Raw genomic sequence first — 20,556 nt, 5'->3', positions numbered from 1 at the left:
TAATTTATTTTATGGGGTGAAAAAGATGAATTTAAAATTGAACAAAAAGGTTTTACCTGTTGATGAACCAATGACTTTTAATAAAGCATGGATATTTTCGATTCAACATGTATTTGCAATGTGTGCTGGGGCAGTTGCAGTACCAATAATTGTAGGGGGAGCAGCAGGGTTATCTGCTGCGGAAATTGTTTTCCTTATTAATGCAGGTTTATTTATGGCTGGTATTGCGACACTTATTCAAAGTGTTGGTGTTAAGGGGTATTTAGGAGCAAAAATCCCTGTAATTGAAGGTACTAGCTTTGCTGCAGTGGCAGCTATGTCTGCTATAGCAGCAACATACAAGGGAAACTCAGCTCTAGCAATGACTACAATTTATGGGGCAGTTATTGCTGCTGGTATAGTTGGTATTATTTTGGCACCACTATTTGGAAAATTAATAAGATTTTTCCCAAAGGTAGTTACTGGTACAGTTGTACTTACGATAGGAATATCTTTACTGCCTACAGCTGTTAAGTGGATTACAAACAGTAAAGTACAACCTGCAACTCCTTCTCAATTATATTTGGCTTTATCTGTTTTAGGTATAACACTAGTACTATTTAAGTTCTTAAAAGGTATCTGGAATAGTGCGGCTATACTATTTGGTTTAGTGCTTGGAACAATACTTGCAGCTGTATTTGGTATGGTTGATTTTAAACCAGTTATCCAAGCTGGTTGGTTTAGTGTTAACATGCCTTTACATTTTGGTATGCCTAGGTTTGATCCTTCAGCTATAATATCTATTTGCTTAGTTATGCTAGTTTTAATGACAGAATCCACAGGAAATATGATGGCTGTTCATGAAATGGTTGATAAGCCTGTAGAAGGAAAAAATATAACAAGAGGTCTTATGGCAGATAGTATCTCTACTTTACTTGCAGGTGTTTTTAACAGTTTCCCGCAAACACCGTTTGCACAAAATGTAGGTTTGGTTAGTCTTACAGGTATAAAATCAAGGTTTGTAGCTGTATATGCTGGAGTAATATTATTGGTTTTAAGTTTCAGCCCTAAGTTTGGTGCATTAATTGTAGCAATACCAAAGCCAGTTCTAGGGGGAGTTGGTTTTGCAATGTTTGGTATGGTTTTAGTTGGTGGAATAAGAACTTTAGGTAAAGTTCAATATGATGGAACTAAAAATGCAGTAATTGTTGCGGTTAGTGTTGGTCTAGCAATGATTCCAGTAGCAAATGATGGTTTTTATCATAGCTTTCCAAACTGGGTACAAACAATTTTTCACAGTGGTATAACAACAGGAAGCTTATCAGCTGTTCTCTTAAATATATTCTTTAATGAGCTAGGAAAAGGCAAGACAAAAGAAGCAGAACAGCCAGAACCTAATAAAATTAAAGCAGAGGCTTAGGATTTAGAAGTGTAGGCTTAAGATATTAGTATGAATTTATTTTAAGCTTACTACAAAAAAATTACATAACAAGATGCCCTAAAAAAGCACTAAGTATATCGTATAGATAGACTTCTCTAATACTGGTAATTATACGCCCATCTCTTCTGTACTGCTAACTAAGACTGCTACAGAGATAGTCATATAACTACCTCCAAATTTAAAGTTATCTAGGTAGATATCTATATAGAATATACAAATTCATTGAATATTAAAGTTACGTCAGATGTTGTTATACATTCTGGCGTTTAAGTATACAGAGAATTAGAGAGTCGAGAGGAGAGTGTCACATGGGTATAGTGCTAAAATGTGGTAGGATTGTTACTTCGGTAGATACCTATGAAGCAGATGTACGAATAGAAGATGAGAAAATTGTTGCTATAGGTACAGGCTTGGAAAGAGAAGAGGATCAAGTTATAGAGTTGAATGGGTGTTATTTAATGCCGGGGGGAATTGATCCACATACTCATTTTGATTTAGATGTAGGATCTACAGTTACAGCAGATAATTTTGAAAGTGGCACTAAAGCAGCAATAATTGGAGGAACTACTACCATTATTGATTTTGCTACTCAAAACAGAGACGAGACATTAAAAGAAGGATTAATGAATTGGCATAAGAAAGCAAGTAATAAGTGTTATTGTGATTATGGTTTTCATATGGCAATAACTGATTGGAATGAATCAGTCTCTAGAGAGATGGAAGATATGATAAATGAGGGTGTGTCCTCATTTAAGATGTATATGGCATACAAGAATACTCTTCAAGTAGATGATGGAGCAGTTTTTAAAGCATTAAAAAGAGGCAATGAGGTTGGAGCATTAGTAGGTTTTCATTGTGAAAATGGAGATGTAATAGATGTTTTGGTGAAGGAAGCTAAGCGTAAGGGAAACACAGCACCAAAATATCATGCGATAACTAGACCGATTGCAGCTGAGAGAGAAGCGGTATCTAGAGTATTACAGCTAGCAGAAATGGCTAGCGCACCTGTATATATAGTTCACTTAAGTTCAAGAGAGGGCCTTAACAGCATAATTGATGCTAAAAAAAGAGGAGTGGAAGTATACACTGAAACTTGTCCACAGTATCTTCTTTTGAATGATTCCTATTATGATGCAAAGGGTGCAGGGAATTTTGAAGGTGCAAAATATGTGATGTCTCCTCCACTTAGAAAAAGGGATGATCAAGCATCTCTTTGGAAGGGTATTCAAAATAAGGAAATAGACACAATTGCTACTGATCATTGTTCTTTTAATTTTAAAGGACAGAAGGATATTGGTATAAATGACTTTAGTAAGATACCCAATGGAGCACCTGGAGTAGAACATAGAATGTCTCTACTTTACACATATGGGGTCGTAACTGGAAAGATAACTATAAACGAGTTTGTTTCCTTAACATCAACTAATTCAGCTAAGCTATTTGGACTCTTTCCACAAAAGGGAACCATTGCTGTAGGAAGTGATGCAGATATAGTAATATTGGACCCAAATTACAATTCTATTATAATTGCGGAAAAACAAGCTCAAAAAGTAGATTATACTCCTTATGAAGATTTTAAACAAAGAGGAAGAATACTTCATGTATTTTTAAGAGGAAAACAAGTTGTTATGGATTCAAAGTTAATCCAAAAGTCCCCTGTTGGAAAATACCTATATAGAAAGCCATTTTTAAAAAAAGGAGAGTAATATATGTTTAAGTTTAATTTAAATGGAACTGCTGTAACGATAGAGGAAGATAGAAATCTAATTGAGTATCTTAGAGAAGATACAAGATTAACATCAGTAAAAAATGGTTGTGGAGAAGGTGCTTGCGGAGCTTGTATGGTTTTAGTAGATGGAAAAGCTATGAGAGCTTGTATTTTGACTACAGCTAAAGTTGATGGAAAGTCAGTTTTAACTGTTGAAGGAATTTCTGAAAGAGAAAAAGACTTATATTCTTGGGCTTTTGCAGATGCAGGAGCTGTACAATGTGGCTTCTGTATTCCTGGAATGGTTATAAGTGCTAAGGGATTACTTGATAAAAATTTAAGCCCAACACCTCGGGAGATAAAGAATGCATTAAAGGGAAACATTTGTAGATGTACAGGATATGCAAAGATAGAAAAAGCCATAGCTATGGTGGCAAGTGCTATGAGAGAAGGTTACGAGCCTCCTAAAGTTGAATGTAAAGGTCTTATGGGGCAAAACCTTCATAGAGTGGATGCTAAGGATAAGACATTAGGAACTGCACAATACGTAGATGATATGCAGGTAGAAGGAATGATCTATGGATCAGCACTTAGGACTAAGTATCCTAGAGCTTTAGTAAAAAGCATAGATACATCAGAAGCAGAAAATCATCCAGGAGTTGTAGCGGTATTAACAGCTAAAGATGTACCTGGAAAGAGATTTATCGGACATCTCGTTAAAGATTGGCCAGCCATGATTGCAGTAGGAGAAGAAACAAGATATATTGGAGACTCTGTTGCCCTAGTAGCTGCTACGAGTAAAAAAGCTTTAATAGAAGCATTAAAGTTAATTAATGTAGAATATGAGGAAAGAACACCTCTTACTTCACCTATAATGGCTATGGAAGAAGGAGCACCTAAAATTCATCTCAATGGTAATGTTTTAAGAAGAGAGATGCTAAAAAGAGGAAATGTAGACGAAGCTATAGCAAATTCCAAATATGTAGTAACACAAAAGTATTCTACACCTTTTACAGAGCATGCATTTTTAGAGCCAGAATGTGCAATTGGTATGCCTGATGATGGAGTACTAGTATATACTGGTGGACAAAACGTATACGATGAACAGCATGAAATTATGGATCTCTTAGGGCTACCGGCAGAAAAGGTTAGAGTCATTAGTAAGTATGTAGGTGGTGGATTTGGCGGAAAAGAAGATATGAGCGTTCAACATCATGCTGCACTTTTAGCATATGTTACTAAAAAACCTGTTAAGGTACTTTTAAGTCGTAAAGAAAGCTTAATGGTTCATCCAAAGAGACATGCTGCAGAAATGGAATTTACAACAGCTTGTGATGAAAATGGAAAGATAACAGCTATGAGAGCTAAAATTGTAACTGACTGTGGAGCTTATGCTTCTCTTGCAGGCCCAGTTCTTCAAAGAGCATGTACTCATGCAGCAGGACCATACAACTTTCAAAATGTAGAGGTAGAGGGACTTACCGTTTATACTAATAATCCACCGGGAGGAGCGTTTAGAGGATTTGGAGTTACTCAATCAGCTTTTGCTTCTGAATGTAACCTAAATCTTCTAGCTGAAAAAGTTGGAATATCACCATGGGAAATTAGATTTAGAAATGCAATAGAACCAGGACAAGTTCTTACAAACGGACAAATTGCAGGAGAAGACACTGCTCTTAAGGAAAGTCTTTTGGCTGTAAAAGAAGAATTTGAAAAACACCCTTATGCAGGAATAGCTTGTGCTATGAAGAATAGCGGGTTAGGTGTTGGGGTTCCGGATATAGGAAGATGCAGATTAACTGTTATAGATGGAAAAGTTCATATAAGAACTGCAGCTGCTTGTATAGGACAGGGACTTGGAACTGTAACTACTCAAATGGTATGTGAAACATTAGGAATTTCTCCAGAGTTAACTGTTGTAGATGCACCAGATACAGCAATTACTCCAAATTCAGGAACAACTACAGCTTCAAGACAAACTCTATTTGCTGGGGAAGCAACAAGACAAGCAGCCTTAAAACTTAAAGAATCATTAAAGGAAAAGACTCTTGAGGAATTAAATAATGAGGATTTCTACGGCGAGTATGTAGGAGTTACTGACCCTATGGGTTCAGATAAACCAAATCCAGTTAGCCACGTTGCATATGGTTTCGCAACTCAAGTTGTAGTTCTAGATGAAAATGGAATGTTACAAAAGGTAGTAGCTGCTCATGATGTTGGAAAAGCTGTAAATCCTATAAATGTAGAGGGACAAATTGAAGGCGGAGTAACAATGTCGCTTGGATATGCTCTTACAGAAGACTATCCACTAAAGAATTCAGTTCCTACAGCTAAGTTCGGAACTTTAGGATTGCTTAGATCCACTAATGTTCCTGAAATCGAATCAATAATCATAGAGAAAAATAAAGATTCGCTTGCATACGGAGCTAAAGGTATTGGTGAAATTGTATCAATTCCTGCTGCACCGGCTGTTCAGGGAGCATATTTTAGACTTGATGGTGAGTTTAGAACAAAATTACCTTTAGAAGGTACTGCTTATAGAAAGAAAAAATAGATATTAATATACTTAAAGGGCATCTAGAATTTTAGGTGTCCTTTAACATTATATAAGATTCTAACCTATAAACTGGTTCTACACTAATAATACTTTTCAAAGATATTCTGTTCAGCAGAAGCTGTTGCTAGAAGGACTGAAAGAAGAGTTATAGTTTTTAGAGGCAATATAATAAAAAATGAAATTGAATAATGGATGAACTTTTTACTTTAGTTTATATTTATAAAGCATATTATTTAAATTTTAAAACTTAAACCATTAAATATATTCATTTCCAGATTCCAAACAGGATAACATTGTTTCTTGAAGGGTAATATATAAATGGATCGAAACTATTATTGATGGAGGTATTTATATATGGGTATATTTGGTGATATTTTTCAGAATAACGATAACAATGAAAAGGAAACTAATAACAACGATGTAAATAGCAACGATGCAAAGCTTAGTCTTCGTAAAGAAGAACTCGATATTACTAAAAATAGTGTTCAAAAAGGTGAGGTAGAACTTAGTAAGGAAATTATAGAGGAACAGAAAACAGTTGATGTTCCTATAACACGTGAGGAAGTGGTAATTGAAAGAAGAGCTTTAAACAATGAGGTAAGTGATTCGCCTATAACCGATCAGGAAACTATTCGAATTCCTGTCAATGAAGAGAGAGTTGATGTAAATAAGCATACAGTAGTAACAGAAGAAATTTCAGCCCATAAACGTGTAATAGAAGATACACAGCACATAGATGAAACTCTTAAAAGAGAGGAAGCCGTGGTAAATAAAATTGGTAACCCTGATGTAGTTGATAATAGTACTAATAACAATCAGTAAATAATGAAACACCTCCGAATCTTATGCATGATTCGTGAGGTGTTTTTTAAAACAAGTGGAGGTGAAGGATATGGAAGAAAACTCACCAACTGCTATCAAAGAACCAAGTATAGCAAAACAAACAGGATATAACGACAGTGATAGTTTTATCCTTCAGATTAAAGAAGAACAACTTGATATAGCTAAAAAGTGGGTTCAGACAGGAGATGTAAAAATTTATAGAGAGATTTTTACCGAGGAAAAGGTTTTTACTGTGCCAGTTGTACGTGAAGAACTTGTAATTGAGAAGAAATGCCTTACTTTAGATGACATGGAAAACAAAAATGTGAACACAGAAACTATTCGTATACCTCTTAGTGAAGAAAAGGTTAAACTTACAAAACATAGGGTTGATTTAGAGGATGTATCTATATACAAACAACAGATAGAAGATATAAAACACATTGAAGAGACATTGAAGAGAGAGGACGTCAAGGTTAAAATCATCGGATCACCAAAAGTAAGAGATGAATCAGGCTTAAAGTACTCCTAATAATACTTGTATATGAAATCTTACGTGAATTATGATATAATGGGCATGTGTATTGGGGGTGTTTTTATGAAGGTCTATGATACATTCAGCCGTAAATCAGCTTGCTCCTTGCAAAGACTACAACAAAGTCAGCTATGCTTTGTTTGGAGCCTAAGCTGTTAAGTTAGCTGGAATGCGTACATGTTTTAGGCTCTGTAACTCATAGCTTTTTTGTATTCTTTGCTTTAATACTTTAATGAGAGTAAAGGAGTAAGGAAATGAAATATGTAAAAGCACAAGATGTGTTACCGGAGGAAGTTATTAAAATATTACAAGAATATGTAGATGGAGAATATCTTTATGTACCCAGAAAAAGTGGAAATCATAAGGCATGGGGAGAAAAGAGTGGAATAAAGAATAGTCTTAAGGTAAGAAACAATGAGATTTATAAAAAGTATATTGATGGGACTACCATTAGTGATCTAACTCAAGAGTATTACCTGTCAGAAAAAAGTATAAGAAGAATAATAGGTCAGCAGAAACTGATATGCTCACAGTCATTACAGAATTATTTATTAGATTGAATGGTTATTTTAAATCATGTTATGATTTCATTGTGGAAATCCAATTAAAGTTATCATATCTGATTTAAAAGAAGGTTAAAAAGTAGAATGATTGTGAATATGTATTACGTTTTAAATCTGGATGATTATTGTTACTTTAAATTGGAGTAATAATAATCATCTTTTCATTTGTGGATTTGTGGAACATAAAGCTGATATTAAGGTCATATTCATTTAAATCAATAATAAAAATGATACATGTTAAGAAAGAGGTGCTAGATTTATGAAAGCTTTTATAAAAAAACATGAGTATAATTATATAAAAAAATGCTTAAATGATTTAAATAATGCTTACAGAGGGTGTGTAGATATTAAAATTATTGAAGCTACTAAAGCGTATATACAGGATAAAATATTATATCTTTTTACTAATTTATATGAGGAAGAAAAAGAACTACTTGATATTAGCAGAATAACTGATCCATCCAACATTGACAAGTATTTATCTGATTTGAATGAATATGTATATGGTATGCCGAACGTTACAAATGCACAAATTAGTAAGTTGTTTAAGAAGGAAAAGAAGCTTAAATTGCTAAACTTAAGTCAACAGGATTCAAAGAATGTGTATTTAGGTTGGATTGATGAGTCCATTAAGAAATTGTTTGTAGCCTACAATATGAATGGTAACCTTATAGGTATGGCATGTAGAATTACAAGTCATAGTTCTAATAACACTCATATATGTGCTCTTTGCAATCGTGTAGGTGATAAAAATGAAGTAGCCTTTGTTTCGCCTATCTGTAAAACATCTAATGCTGTGGAAGGTGCTTATAGGTCAATAGGATTTGATATATGTCTAGATAGCGAGAAGTGTAATGATCGAATTGTATCTATCGATAAGCTTGAGAAAGTTTTAAAGGATGTTAACAATATAAAGTGATAATGATATTCATATCCAGACCATCTTCACAATTGAGAAACCAAAAAATAAACATAATTGTGATTTCTAAGCCTAAAGCATATTATATCATGTTTTAGGCTATTTTCCATTAACTATCCAACAGCTTTAACAAAAAAGCTTATGTTACTTATGATGGGGCTCACCGTAACGGGTATAACACAGACTTTTTACAAGAAAACCACCTTACTTCTTAGCAATAATTATTGTAGTATTTTTCATACTCTAATTCATTTTCACGTTTTTAATCATCTGCTCTATTGCCAGTTCCATCACCATCTTAAAATCATTCCTCATACTTCTAAATATAGATATACTATATCCATCTATAGTAACATCAATAAATTTCTACAGGTAACCTCTTACTTAATTCATAAACAAAAATGAGCCACCTAAAAACAAATTAGGTAGCACATTCTATGTTAATGCATTTCCTCTTTTCTGAAACAATTCTTTGTATAGTCTTAGGTGACAGATAATACTTCTCTGAAAGTAATTGTGTAGACATTCCTTTTAGATAATCTTCATATATACTTGTATTCCTCTTTAAAAGTTCATTTTTACTCTTGGTTAGTTCACCCCATGCAATCTTATTTTCCTCTTTCTTCGGTATATAAATGTATTCACCGTCCACGTAGCTTTGAATTATTTCTAATACCTCATTAGGGAAAATATCTCTCGCATTTGAATAGCTCATTTTATGCTCCTCCTAAATATAATTTTATTTTAGGATTAGCAAAGGCTATTTTATAATTTTAATCTTTAAATGTTATGCAATAGCCTCTGCTATGCACAAATAACATATCTTGTCATAAAAAATAATACCCCTTTCCTAACTGCAACTATATAATTTCACTAAAGCTCATCCAATAATAGCAATAGCTACTATAACTCGCTCTTTACATATACAATTGTATCATATATATCCAATATATGTATAAGAATTACAAGTCATTTATTATTCTGCACTAAACCTTCTATGCCTTAATTGTAGTCATACATGTTGATAAAGCAGTTTATATTATAGCTTGTAAAACTTCTATATTCTCTACTTCCTTCAGAACATGTATCTCCATCCCATCTCTTACTTTTATATTTAATGAACTTTTAGCATTATCAATGAAGATTACTCCTTTTCTATGCATATCTTTTATTTTGCTTCTTGAAAGTCCAAGTTTATCATTTAAGAGCTTATCCACTCTCATTTCTATTGGATACTTACAAATAATTTCAATAACTAGTTCATTTTCACTTATATAGTATGCCTCTAATTTTCTTTGAATTAATTTGTAATGTACATCTTCTAAAATAACTTCAGCTTTGTTTTTATTATATACACTTAAATTAAAGGCATATTCTCTAGCTAATTCTTTGTCATTAGAAAGAAATTTTTCATATTCATATTTATTAATATCATTAGGCTTTATTCTTTCACATATTGTCATATTCCAAGTGGATTTACATTTTTCGCATTGATAAATTAGCCAAATATCAATGTTATTTTTATTTGCGTTTACTCTAAACTTTTCATTATTTATATAATGTGATTTTTGATTACATTTAGGACAATTTCTTTTTACTATTGGTAAATTCTCGGGAACTAGTTCCCATTGATATTTATTTAAATAGCTCATTTTGCTCCTCCTAGTCATTCAATTTTTAGGATTTGCAAAGGCTATTTCATCATATTTTTAAAATAATGCAATAGCCTCTGCTATGCATTAAAAATATCTCTTATCATAAACAATTCCTCCAATCTTTTTTCTACATATATTTTATCAGCTCTACATAGTACATAAAACCTCATTCTTATTTCATAAATAAAAATGAGCCAATATGATAAAGACCATAATGACTCATTATTTTACAATAAAATCTCATTTATTTATGATACGGTTCACCGTATCGGTATTAAGTGAGGTTTTTTATTATCTAAAAACCTCATTCATAGCAAGTATCTCTTTAGGATTAGTTAATTGCTTTGTATCATTATTATGTCTCACAAAAACTTTATCACCTACAAAAGTTAATTTATTTTGTTTAGTCACTCTAATTTTAACTATAGAATATCCCATATATTCTATAATATCTACTTGTGACATTACTTGTGTTTTTAACAGTTCATCCATATCAGAATTTCTTATTCTATCAATAAACGCTCTCATATATTGGTCTATTGTCCACTTCATTTTTTTAATTTCTCTATCTATACCGGCTATATACTTACCATATTTAACTTCATTTCCAGAGTTATATAACTCATTTATACGTTGCAAGTCTTTCTCCTCATCTGCAATTCCAATAAAAATATACACATCCTGTCCTTGTGCTGAATTAGCTATAGCTGAAATAGTACATATTATCCTTCCAATTAACTTTCCTTAACAGCTTCTTCAATATATGATAATGCAATTGTCATTGAATCTATTATTTTTCTAAATCGTGTATATGTTCCACTTCCTTCTTTTGCATGGCTAATTCCACTCTTACTCTTATTAATAATAGAAGTAATCTGAGCTACTGATTTTAGTAATTCCTCTTTTTTATAATCATTTATTTGATTTGTTATTAATGCCTTTGATATATATAATGCTTTTATACGATTTTTATTAAGTGATAATTGTGGTGAACCTTCTTTTAATTTAGGTTGTATTTTTTCACAATTAATAATTGAAGAATTAATCATATTTAGGGTATCCTCTATTTGTTTATTAGTTAATTTGTTCATATGTATTCCTCCTTGTTTACTTTCCTAACTCTTAAATATATAATTACAATATAATTATACAACATTAATGCATTTATAGACTTTTCATAAAAAAACTACTAAATATTAAGCTTTATAGTATGTATACCTTATATATATATTTAACCTTCCAATTTATAAAGGAGCTAAAATGGAATATAGACCAATAGATATAGCTAAAAAATTAAATCTAAGTACCTCAACGCTTAGAGTTTATGAGGATATGGAAATCATACCTCCAGTCAAAAGAACTGATTCTGGATATAGAATATATACCGGAGTTCATTTACAATATTTTATATGTATTCGAAAAATGATAAATGGATATACTTTGTCTTTTATTAAAGAATTACTAACGGAATATATGAAAGGCAATCTAGATAAATCATTGTGGATGATTACTAAATCACAAGCTGATTTATATACTGAAAAAATAAGATTGGAAAAAGTTCAAATACTTCTAAAGAAATATATAAGTACCGAAAATATTCATAGAAAAGTAAATTTTAAAAAACTAATGACAATAAAAGAAATGAGTGAAATTACAAATATAAGTAGTTCAACAATACGGTATTGGGAAAATATTGAATTACTTAATTCAACTAGAGGTATGAATAATAATTATAGATTCTTTAGTGAAAGTGAAGTTAGAAAAGCACTAATTATACATGCTTTGAAATACTCCTTAAAACTAAAATACAATTTTTATAATATGAAACTGCTAAAAAAAGAATATGAAAATTTTATATGTAATGAGTCAAATATTAATAACTTAGTGGAAAACATTAAACTTTATTTAGATAAGGTTAATTCAGAAATGATAAAAGCAATAGTAGCATTTCAAGAGCTAATAAACAAAGAAATTATCGTGTCTTAGCTTTTATAATATATAGACTCATCACGTTTATTTAAGTGTTCACAAAATTAAAATGTTTTGTGGACACTTAAATAATCATAAATAAACTAATATTATCTTACAATCTTCTATTTATATTGTAATTTTTTCAACTAATAAAAAATTTATATACATTATCTAATATATTTACAATCCAATTTAAGACTACAAAACTCATTTATTTGTGGTACGGTTCTCCATTAATTATTCTAAAGCCTCTATAAACCTGTTCTAACAAAATAACCCTCATAAGCTGATGAGGAAATGTCATTTTAGAAAAGCAAAGACTATAATTAGCTCGTTTTAAAACATCGTTAGAAAGCCCGAGTGAGCCTCCAATTACAAATGCTATATTACTATTACCCTTGACTCCAGATTCCTTTATAAAGTCTGCTAGTTCTTCCGAGGAAAGCATTTTACCTTTAAGGTCTAATGCTACTACAAACATATTATCTTTTATATGTTTTAAAATATTTAAACCTTCTTTTTCTTTTATTAACAGTTCTTCTTTTTCGGAAGCATTATCCGGTGTCTTTTCGTCTGAGACTTCTATGATATCTAATTTACAGTACCTTGAAAGTCTTTTGGAATATTCATCTATAGCTGATTTTAGATATTTTTCTTTAAGTTTACCTACACATATTGTGGATATGTTCATAAATTTACCTCCAACTTGTTAATAAGTTTTTAGTTAAAGCTCGTTACTACATGATAAGTAAAAAATCCTTACACTATAGTGTAAGGATTTTTATTTAGGTTAAGCGTTTTTTCCACAGCATTGCTTATATTTCTTACCGCTTCCACATGTACAAGGGTCATTTCTTCCTATCTTGTTCTTGTTCACAACAGTTCTAGAAGCAACCCAGCTTTGGCGGATTTCTTTTCTTTTTTCTGGTGAGAAAATAGCATCCCACTGAGGAAGTCCATATAGATAATCAGCTTTAGCATCTAACATATTAAAGTAAAGTTTTTCAAAATCTACTTTACCAGTTATCTCAGAAGTCTCTTCTAAGTTTTCAAGATCTAAAGATTCAACAAGACTATCATTAATACCATCTAAAAATCCCATAAAGAATACAGGTGTTGCTTCATATTTAGCAGCTAAATCCTTTATAGTTCCATTTATAGTATCATTATGTTCAGCTAAAAGTTTTGAATAAATATGTTTTTCAATAGAACCATATTCATTCCAAAAAGCAGCTTCTCCTCTTGTCTTAACAAAATCTACAACCATATCTGTCCAGTCTTTATACAAACTCATAGTTTATTCTCCTTTGAAAATATATTATTATTTTAACAATATATGTTACTTCCAATATTATAATAAAGTTTATAATATTTTTCAACAATTTTTGTTATATTTTACAGTCCCTCACTATTAATATTTAGTTTTAATACATATTGTGCACTATTGATGCAGTAACTGCACTTAGTATTTTCTATTTTTTCAAGATAAGGAAAGGTTTCAGTTTCTACTAAAAAGTCATCGAATGCTATATCAACATGATCTTCACAACAATATTTACTTTCTCTTGTCATTTTGCATATCATCCTTTCCTATGGGCTTAGACAAATCAAAATATCCTCCAAAAATATTTACATCCTTATTCTCTACTGAAATTTTAACTTTTTGAACTGAAGGAATCTGAGTTAAGGACCAAATAATGCTCTTAATTGATGTCTCAGCTTTGAGGGGAGACATATCTACATTTGCTTCCTTACTAAAGTTAACATATGCAATGTTGTCTTTAATAGATAAGCTTAGCAGTCGTACTTCTTTTGAGAAAACTGGTTTTAAGTTACTCTTTACAGAAGGTCCTTTTATAAGTTCATTAATTATTGTTTCTCCAAGTATTTCGTCTCTTTTCATAACTCTTTCTTCTTTAGAAATTTCAGCGTTGTTATTATCTTTAGAAGAATCGAAATAAATATTCAGATCTAACGTATTTTCTTTTTCTTTTGATAGTGCTATTTGTTTTTCTTTTTCTTTAGTATTCAAACTTAGGTTATCTTTTTTTTCGCAGCCAGTTAAGTTCAATGTAGAAAATACTATCATGGAAGAGATAAATAGACCAAAAGTTTTTTTCATATTCTTCACCTTTTTTAAAATTCTATATAATTACTTGGCATATCTCGTTTCGCCATGGATAAAGATAAATCCTTTTCCAATTTAACTCCAGAATCATTCAATACATTTACCACGGTTTGATATGCAAGTTCAGGATAGTTATTTGTCTTACTCAAGTGACCAAGAATTATTTTCTTAAACTTAGCATTAGTAATTTGGACGATGCCTTTTCCACAATCCTCATTAGATAAGTGACCAACGTTACTTAAAATTCTTCTTTTTAGAGGGTAGGGATATGGCCCAAACTTTAACATTTGTACGTCGTGGTTACTTTCAAGTAGTATTACATCTGCATCTTCAAGAGTTTTACTCACCTCATCAGAAAATATACCCAGGTCTGTTGCTATACAAGCTTTTTTGTTTTTATTAATTAAGGAATATCCAGAAGGGGCAGCAGCATCATGAGATATATCATATCTAATTACATCTATATCCTTAATATTTACATGGTCATTACTAATTACTTTAATATTATGATCTTTTATTTTGCCAATAGTCTTAGACATTGCATTCCAAGTTGGTAAGTTAGCATAAATAGGTATATCATACTTTCTTGAAAGAACCCCAACCCCTTTTGTATGATCGGTATGTTCATGAGTAACAAATATTGCATCAATGTCTTTAGAATTTTGTCCAATATCTTGAAGTGCTTTTTCAATATTCTTCCCAGGAAGACCAGCATCTATTAAAACTTTTGCATTATCAGATGAAACAAAAATGCTATTTCCACTACTACCACTATATAAAGGACAAAAAATCATATAAATTCTCCTATTCTTCCTAAGTTAAAACTATTCTGAACAACTAACTCTTTTTATATCAGCGCCAAGAGCCTTAAATTTATCTTCAATATTTGGATATCCTCTATCGATATGTTCAATATTTAAGACCTCTGTAGTACCTTCAGCAATTAATCCGGCTATTACCATAGCCGCACCAGCTCTTAAGTCTGTTGCCTTTACCACAGCACCTGTAAGCTCACTTACTCCGTCAATAATGGCTGTAGTACCTTCTACCTTTACGTTAGCGCCCATTTTTTTAAGTTCATCTACATGCTTAAGTCTGCTTTCCCATATACTTTCAGTAATAATACTTCTACCTTCAGCTACTGTTAAAAGCGTGCTCATAGGTTGTTGTACATCTGTTGGAAAGCCAGGATAAGGTTGAGTTTTTATATTAACACCTTTTAATCTACCTTTAGATTTTACAGTTACAGAATCACCAGCTTCAGTAACTTCTGCACCCATTTCTATAAGCTTTGCAGAAATAGATTCAAGATGTTTTGGTATAACATTTTCTATAGTTACTTCACCGCCACAAGCAGCAGCAGCAATCATATAAGTGCCTGCTTCAATTTGATCTGGTATTACACTATAGGAACATCCTTTTAACTCTTTGACACCAACAACTCTAATTATATCAGTACCAGCCCCTTTTATATTAGCACCCATACTATTTAGAAAATTAGCTACATCAACTACGTGAGGTTCTTTTGCGACATTTTCCAAAGTGGTTATACCTTCAGCAAGTGTTGCAGCTAACATTACGTTAATAGTAGATCCTACACTTACTACATCAAAAAATATGTTAGTACCAATTAGTCGATCAGCTTCAACTGTTACAGAACCATGTTTTATTTCAACTTTTGCACCTAACGCCTCAAATCCTTTGATATGTTGATCTATAGGTCTAACACCAATAGGACAACCCCCTGGAAGTTCAACTCTAGCTTTTTTAAATCTTCCAAGCAAAGCACCAATTAAATAATAAGAAGCTCTCATTTTTCTTACATCTTCAGTATTCGCATTAACATTATGTACAGAAATACTATCTATTATAACTGAGTTTTTACCAATAGTAAGTTTACAACCTAAACCTTCAAGTATTCTTTCAAGACAATGAACATCCTCAATATCCGGTATGTTATCTATCGTACAGGATCCACTGCTTGCCATTACTGCAGCAGGGATTATTGCTACAGCGGCGTTTTTTGCACCATTTATTTCTATATTACCAGAAAGACATTTACCACCATTAATCACTAACTTATCCATTCCCGTATCCATCCTTATCATAAATTAATAACTTATATTTAAATTCAAAAATCTTAAATTCACATTATTACACAAAGTTTATTATAACATAATTATATAATATTTTAACATCAATTTTAACTAAATTATAGGAAAGTCTATTATCTTTTGTTAATCTAAGGCTAATATTAGAATTATATAGCTATTCGACATAATAAACCTAGATGGAAATCGATTAAATATTTATACACAAGTGGTATAGTATGACTTTATTTAACAACTTAGGTTAAGCTTATTACAATTTGTTTATTAAAAGTCTTGAATATAGCTTTAAGTGATTGATAATATATATATTGATATAATTAATATAATAATATGATATAATAATATCTAAATTATATAATTGATACAATAATTATTATTTTTGGGGGATTTAAAATATGAAATATTATTTAGTAGCTTTATTTGATAAACAATCTTATTCTTATATTGAAGAGATTCAAAAAAGCATATGTAAAAAATATAAAATATATAAGCAGATGCCTGTTTTACATATAACATTAGAGGTTATAGGAGACCCTGATATAGAAAAGCTAAGTAAAATAGTTTCTGATATATTAAAACCATATAAAAAATTTAAGGTAGAGATTAATGGTGCAATTTGCTTTGATCCTCCTTATAAATCTGTAAACTTAAGAGTAGAGAATAAAGGTTATATTATTAGGTTAGCAAGGCAAATTAACGACACCTTAAAGTTACATGGATTTGATGTAAGGGAAAGTATAGCTAACTGGGACTTGCATGTTTCACTTGCAAATACAAATTATGCTGTGAGGGAATGGTCCGCAAGAGAGTATGTAGCAGCTTGTGAAAGTGCTAAAAGAGAAGAAATTTATAGAATGGCAAAGATAGATAGAATAGAAATATGGAAACCTATAAATAATAAGAAGGAAATGATTGTAAAGACATTTCCACTTAGAGATTTTTAATAGCCAATTATATATTAGTATAAATTTAGGATTATATAAGCTAAAATTAGATGGTGCTTGGACTCTATCTAATTTTAGCTGTTTGCAAGATTGTCTATCACTTTAATTGTGAAAATATTATAGTATTAAAAGAGAAAGTTCATAAAGTTTGAGAAATTATTAGATTATTCTTACACCTTTTCATTAGTGTAGGAATTTTTTTATTTTGTTGGAAAAGATGCAATTACTATCCTCTGAAAAAGTTTACGGAAACTAATTGACATCCAATAATAGGTGATATAAAATGTACTTAACCGGTTAAATAAACCGGTTAAGTAAAGATGAGGTGAATAGATGATGCATAATATTTGTATTTTAGGAAGTATAAATATGGACTTGGTATTAAGAGTGAATAGGATGGCACAACCAGGTGAAACTATCCTATCGAAAGATTATAAGAGGATATCAGGTGGAAAAGGTGCTAATCAGGCAGTAGCGGCTAAAAGGTTAGGTGCTAATGTTTATTTTATAGGTCAAGTTGGAAATGATGAAAACGGTTACGAACTGGTTAATGCTCTTGAAAAAGATAAAATAGATGTAAGTTATATAAAGCGTAGTGAGAAGAGCCCTACGGGAATGGCAATTATTACAGTAGATGGTGAAGGAAGAAACTCAATTGTAGTGGTACCAGGTGCTAATATGGAAATTAGTGAAGAGTGTATTAGAAATGCAGAGGGGATAATAAAGAATTCAAAGATCCTTGTATCGCAGTTTGAAACACCGCTAAAAGCTATTATAGAAGCTTTTAAAATTGCCAAAGAAAACGGGGTAATTACAGTATTAAACCCTGCGCCAGCTAAGCAAATTCCAGATGAACTATTAAAACTTACAGATATTATAGTTCCAAATGAAACTGAAGCTTTTGAGCTTACTAACATTAATGTTGATAACGATGAAAGCATTAAAGAAGCAGCAACAAAATTTATTAAAAAGGGCGTATCATTTGTAATCATAACACTAGGAGAAAGAGGAGCTGCTTTAATAACAGAGGATAAACTAAGTATTGTACCAGCGTACAAGGTAAAGGCAATAGATACTACTGCTGCTGGGGATAGTTTCATTGGTGCATTAGTAAGTAAACTTCAAGATGAAGAAAATATAGGATTTGAAAAGATTCAAAATGCTATTAGATTTGCTAATAAGGTTTCATCAGTTGTTGTTCAAAAACAGGGAGCTCAACCATCCTTGCCTTATTTAGAAGAAATTATAGAAATATATGGAGAGGAATAAATTATGAAGAAGACAGGATTGCTAAATTCAAGTATTTCTGATGTCATATCTAAGATGGGTCATACAGATGGACTTGCAATAGGGGATTGTGGGTTACCTATCCCAGATAGCACTAAAAGAATAGATATAGCGCTTATAAAAGATGTACCTGGATTTATTCAAACATTAAAAGCTGTTCTAAATGAACTTCAAATAGAAGAAGTAGAGATCGCTAAGGAAACTATGGAGGCTAATCCTACTGTATATGAAGATATAAAGAAGACGGTAGGAGACGTTAAAGTAAAAATAATTACTCATGAGGAACTTAAACAAAAACTAGGTGAGTGTAAGGCAGTTATAAGAACAGGAGAACAGACACCTTATGCTAACATAATTTTAAGGTCAGGAGTTGTTTTCTAAAAAGATTTTTAGGAGGAAAGGATATGTTAGATAAGAAACCTCTTTTGGAAATGGTTAATATATCAAAGTCTTTTCCAGGTGTAAAAGCACTTCAAGATGTGAACTTGAAGGTTCACAGTGGAGAAGTCTTAGCATTACTTGGAGAAAATGGAGCAGGAAAATCTACTTTAATGAAGATTTTGAGTGGTGTTTATAAAAAGAATTCAGGTAAGATTTTAATAGATGGTGTAGAAGTAGATATACAAGGAATTAAACAGGCTGAAAAGTTAGGTGTTACGATTATTCATCAAGAACTTAGTGTTCTTCCTAATTTAACAATAGCTGAAAATATATTCCTAGGGAATGAAAAGTTCAATAAGGGAACGAGAAAGATAAATAAAGCATGGATGAGAGAAAGAAGTATAAGTTTTCTAGAGCAGATAGGGTGTAATATAAATCCAGATACCTTAGTAAAGAATATAAATGTAGGCGACATGCAGATGATTGAAATTGCAAAAGCTCTAACAAAAAATTCAAGTATAATCATAATGGATGAACCTACGACAGCTCTTACTGATGTTGAAACGAGAAAGTTATTTGAGGTAATTAGAAAATTAAAAGAAAAAGGAATTGCTATTATATACATTTCTCACAGACTTGATGAAATTTTCGAGATTTGTGATTCAATAACAGTTTTAAGAGATGGTCAATATGTTGGAGATGTTAAGACAAAAGATGTAACTAAAGATGATTTAATAACAATGATGGTTGGAAGAAAACTTGAAGAGCAATTCCCGTATAGAGAAGTGGAAAAAACAGACTGTCTTCTAAAAGTCGAAAATATTTCTTTGAAAGATAGGGTGAGAAATGTAAGTTTTGAAGTAAAGGCCGGCGAAATAGTAGGTTTTGCAGGACTTATGGGAGCTGGAAGAACTGAACTCGCTAAAACTATTTTTGGTGATTATAAAAAAGGCTCTGGTGAGATTTATGTAGATGGTGGAAAAGTAAGTATTAATTCCCCTAAGGATGCAATTAAATATGGAATTTGTTATCTTTCAGAGGATAGAAAAAAAGAAGGTTTAATTCTAAATATGTCAGTAAGAGAAAACATGACTCTTTCTAATCTGCAGAGCTACGAGAATAAAGCTATGAGAATAAATAAGAAAGCAGAGAAGGAAGAAGTTCAGCAATATATAAAGAAAATTTCTATAAAAACTCCTAATCAAGAACAATTAATAAAGAACCTAAGTGGAGGAAACCAACAAAAAGTAATTTTAGCGAAGTGGCTTATGCTTTCACCTAAAGTTTTAATTATTGATGAACCAACAAAAGGAATAGATGTAGGGGCAAAAAAGGAGATTTATGAGGTATTGAATGAGTTAAAAAGTATGGGAAAGGCTGTTATAATGATTTCTTCTGATATGGCAGAAGTAATTGGAGTTAGTGATAGAGTTTTAGTAATGCATGAAGGAAAGATAACAGGAGAACTTTCCAGGGATGAGCTTACTCAGGAAAATATAATGAAGTTTGCTGTTGGAATATAGTTATATTAGCTAAGAATGAAGCGTAGAGGGGC

22 protein-coding genes are annotated in these 20,556 nt (G+C 31.5%); 12 read left to right on the top strand and 10 right to left on the bottom strand.

Annotated features, from left to right (window positions below):
- Nucleotides 1-25: 25 nt before the first annotated feature.
- The 7 genes from AC0N0V_RS23305 (at nucleotide 26) to AC0N0V_RS23275 (ending at nucleotide 8,524) form a co-directional block, all read left to right on the top strand.
- Nucleotides 26-1,399: a nucleobase:cation symporter-2 family protein gene (locus tag AC0N0V_RS23305; protein ID WP_474461311.1), complete on the top strand. Its 1,374-nt coding sequence runs from the start codon at nucleotides 26-28 to the stop codon at nucleotides 1,397-1,399.
- A 329-nt stretch (nucleotides 1,400-1,728) separates the two neighbouring features.
- Nucleotides 1,729-3,126 (top strand): dihydropyrimidinase, encoded by a 1,398-nt coding sequence (gene hydA / locus AC0N0V_RS23300; RefSeq protein WP_474461310.1) that lies wholly within the window; start codon nucleotides 1,729-1,731, stop codon nucleotides 3,124-3,126.
- A gap of 3 nt (nucleotides 3,127-3,129) precedes the next feature.
- Entirely contained in the window at nucleotides 3,130-5,682 is a 2,553-nt protein-coding gene (gene xdh, locus AC0N0V_RS23295) for a selenium-dependent xanthine dehydrogenase (RefSeq protein WP_474461308.1), read from the top strand.
- Nucleotides 5,683-6,039: 357 nt separating this feature from the next.
- The gene (locus AC0N0V_RS23290) at nucleotides 6,040-6,507 is read left to right on the top strand and encodes a YsnF/AvaK domain-containing protein (protein WP_474461307.1); all 468 of its coding nucleotides are present in this window, start codon (nucleotides 6,040-6,042) and stop codon (nucleotides 6,505-6,507) included.
- 70 nt (nucleotides 6,508-6,577) lie between these two features.
- Nucleotides 6,578-7,039 (top strand): YsnF/AvaK domain-containing protein, encoded by a 462-nt coding sequence (locus AC0N0V_RS23285; RefSeq protein WP_474461305.1) that lies wholly within the window; start codon nucleotides 6,578-6,580, stop codon nucleotides 7,037-7,039.
- Between the two features lie 257 nt (nucleotides 7,040-7,296).
- Nucleotides 7,297-7,602 carry a CD3324 family protein gene (locus AC0N0V_RS23280; RefSeq protein ID WP_474461304.1) on the top strand — a complete coding sequence of 102 codons (306 nt, stop codon included), beginning with the start codon at nucleotides 7,297-7,299 and terminating at the stop codon, nucleotides 7,600-7,602.
- 262 nt (nucleotides 7,603-7,864) lie between these two features.
- Nucleotides 7,865-8,524, top strand: a complete 660-nt coding sequence (locus AC0N0V_RS23275) for a FusB/FusC family EF-G-binding protein (RefSeq protein ID WP_474461302.1) — start codon at nucleotides 7,865-7,867, stop codon at nucleotides 8,522-8,524.
- Between the two features lie 421 nt (nucleotides 8,525-8,945).
- Here the strand turns inward: AC0N0V_RS23275 and AC0N0V_RS23270 are convergent, their stop codons facing one another.
- The 4 genes from AC0N0V_RS23270 to AC0N0V_RS23255 form a co-directional block, all read right to left on the bottom strand.
- A complete protein-coding gene (locus AC0N0V_RS23270) occupies nucleotides 8,946-9,239 on the bottom strand; it encodes a CD3324 family protein (protein ID WP_474461301.1) in 294 nt (97 codons plus the stop codon).
- Between the two features lie 319 nt (nucleotides 9,240-9,558).
- Complete coding sequence (locus AC0N0V_RS23265; protein ID WP_474461298.1) at nucleotides 9,559-10,176, bottom strand: DUF1062 domain-containing protein; 618 nt, start codon at nucleotides 10,174-10,176, stop codon at nucleotides 9,559-9,561.
- 294 nt (nucleotides 10,177-10,470) lie between these two features.
- Entirely contained in the window at nucleotides 10,471-10,857 is a 387-nt protein-coding gene (locus tag AC0N0V_RS23260) for a hypothetical protein (RefSeq protein ID WP_474461296.1), read from the bottom strand.
- Between the two features lie 56 nt (nucleotides 10,858-10,913).
- A complete protein-coding gene (locus tag AC0N0V_RS23255; RefSeq protein WP_474461295.1) occupies nucleotides 10,914-11,270 on the bottom strand; it encodes a hypothetical protein in 357 nt (118 codons plus the stop codon).
- A gap of 169 nt (nucleotides 11,271-11,439) precedes the next feature.
- On the opposite strand from AC0N0V_RS23255, the gene AC0N0V_RS23250 reads away from it, so the two are divergent.
- Entirely contained in the window at nucleotides 11,440-12,165 is a 726-nt protein-coding gene (locus AC0N0V_RS23250) for a MerR family transcriptional regulator (RefSeq protein ID WP_474461294.1), read from the top strand.
- Between the two features lie 196 nt (nucleotides 12,166-12,361).
- Here the strand turns inward: AC0N0V_RS23250 and rlmH are convergent, their stop codons facing one another.
- The 6 genes from rlmH to AC0N0V_RS23220 all read right to left on the bottom strand — a co-directional run bounded on the left by rlmH (nucleotide 12,362) and on the right by AC0N0V_RS23220 (nucleotide 16,365).
- Complete coding sequence (gene rlmH, locus AC0N0V_RS23245) at nucleotides 12,362-12,841, bottom strand: 23S rRNA (pseudouridine(1915)-N(3))-methyltransferase RlmH (RefSeq protein ID WP_474461293.1); 480 nt, start codon at nucleotides 12,839-12,841, stop codon at nucleotides 12,362-12,364.
- Between the two features lie 99 nt (nucleotides 12,842-12,940).
- A complete protein-coding gene (locus AC0N0V_RS23240; protein ID WP_474461292.1) occupies nucleotides 12,941-13,444 on the bottom strand; it encodes an SEC-C metal-binding domain-containing protein in 504 nt (167 codons plus the stop codon).
- 101 nt (nucleotides 13,445-13,545) lie between these two features.
- Nucleotides 13,546-13,722, bottom strand: coding sequence for a CxxH/CxxC protein (locus tag AC0N0V_RS23235; protein WP_474461291.1), 177 nt, complete (start codon nucleotides 13,720-13,722; stop codon nucleotides 13,546-13,548).
- Complete coding sequence (locus AC0N0V_RS23230) at nucleotides 13,706-14,272, bottom strand: GerMN domain-containing protein (protein WP_474461290.1); 567 nt, start codon at nucleotides 14,270-14,272, stop codon at nucleotides 13,706-13,708. Before AC0N0V_RS23230 ends, AC0N0V_RS23235 begins: the two co-directional genes overlap by 17 nt.
- A 14-nt stretch (nucleotides 14,273-14,286) precedes the next feature.
- Nucleotides 14,287-15,072, bottom strand: a complete 786-nt coding sequence (locus tag AC0N0V_RS23225; RefSeq protein WP_474461289.1) for an MBL fold metallo-hydrolase — start codon at nucleotides 15,070-15,072, stop codon at nucleotides 14,287-14,289.
- 30 nt (nucleotides 15,073-15,102) lie between these two features.
- The gene (locus tag AC0N0V_RS23220; protein WP_474461287.1) at nucleotides 15,103-16,365 is read right to left on the bottom strand and encodes a UDP-N-acetylglucosamine 1-carboxyvinyltransferase; all 1,263 of its coding nucleotides are present in this window, start codon (nucleotides 16,363-16,365) and stop codon (nucleotides 15,103-15,105) included.
- Between the two features lie 419 nt (nucleotides 16,366-16,784).
- Between AC0N0V_RS23220 and AC0N0V_RS23215 the strand changes: the two genes are divergently transcribed.
- The 4 genes from AC0N0V_RS23215 (at nucleotide 16,785) to AC0N0V_RS23200 (ending at nucleotide 20,524) form a co-directional block, all read left to right on the top strand.
- Nucleotides 16,785-17,333, top strand: a complete 549-nt coding sequence (locus tag AC0N0V_RS23215) for a 2'-5' RNA ligase family protein (RefSeq protein WP_474461286.1) — start codon at nucleotides 16,785-16,787, stop codon at nucleotides 17,331-17,333.
- Between the two features lie 336 nt (nucleotides 17,334-17,669).
- Nucleotides 17,670-18,602 (top strand): ribokinase, encoded by a 933-nt coding sequence (gene rbsK, locus AC0N0V_RS23210; protein WP_474464626.1) that lies wholly within the window; start codon nucleotides 17,670-17,672, stop codon nucleotides 18,600-18,602.
- Nucleotides 18,603-18,605: 3 nt separating this feature from the next.
- On the top strand, nucleotides 18,606-19,001 hold the full coding sequence (rbsD, locus tag AC0N0V_RS23205; protein WP_474461284.1) for a D-ribose pyranase: 396 nt from the start codon (nucleotides 18,606-18,608) through the stop codon (nucleotides 18,999-19,001).
- 23 nt (nucleotides 19,002-19,024) lie between these two features.
- Nucleotides 19,025-20,524 carry a sugar ABC transporter ATP-binding protein gene (locus AC0N0V_RS23200; protein WP_474461283.1) on the top strand — a complete coding sequence of 500 codons (1,500 nt, stop codon included), beginning with the start codon at nucleotides 19,025-19,027 and terminating at the stop codon, nucleotides 20,522-20,524.
- Nucleotides 20,525-20,556 lie beyond the last annotated feature (32 nt).

The sequence above is a fragment of the Clostridium sp. CS1-1 genome (assembly GCF_056135525.1).
The sequence above is the reverse complement of the archived record's forward strand: the minus strand, read 5'-3'. Positions and strand labels throughout refer to the sequence as shown.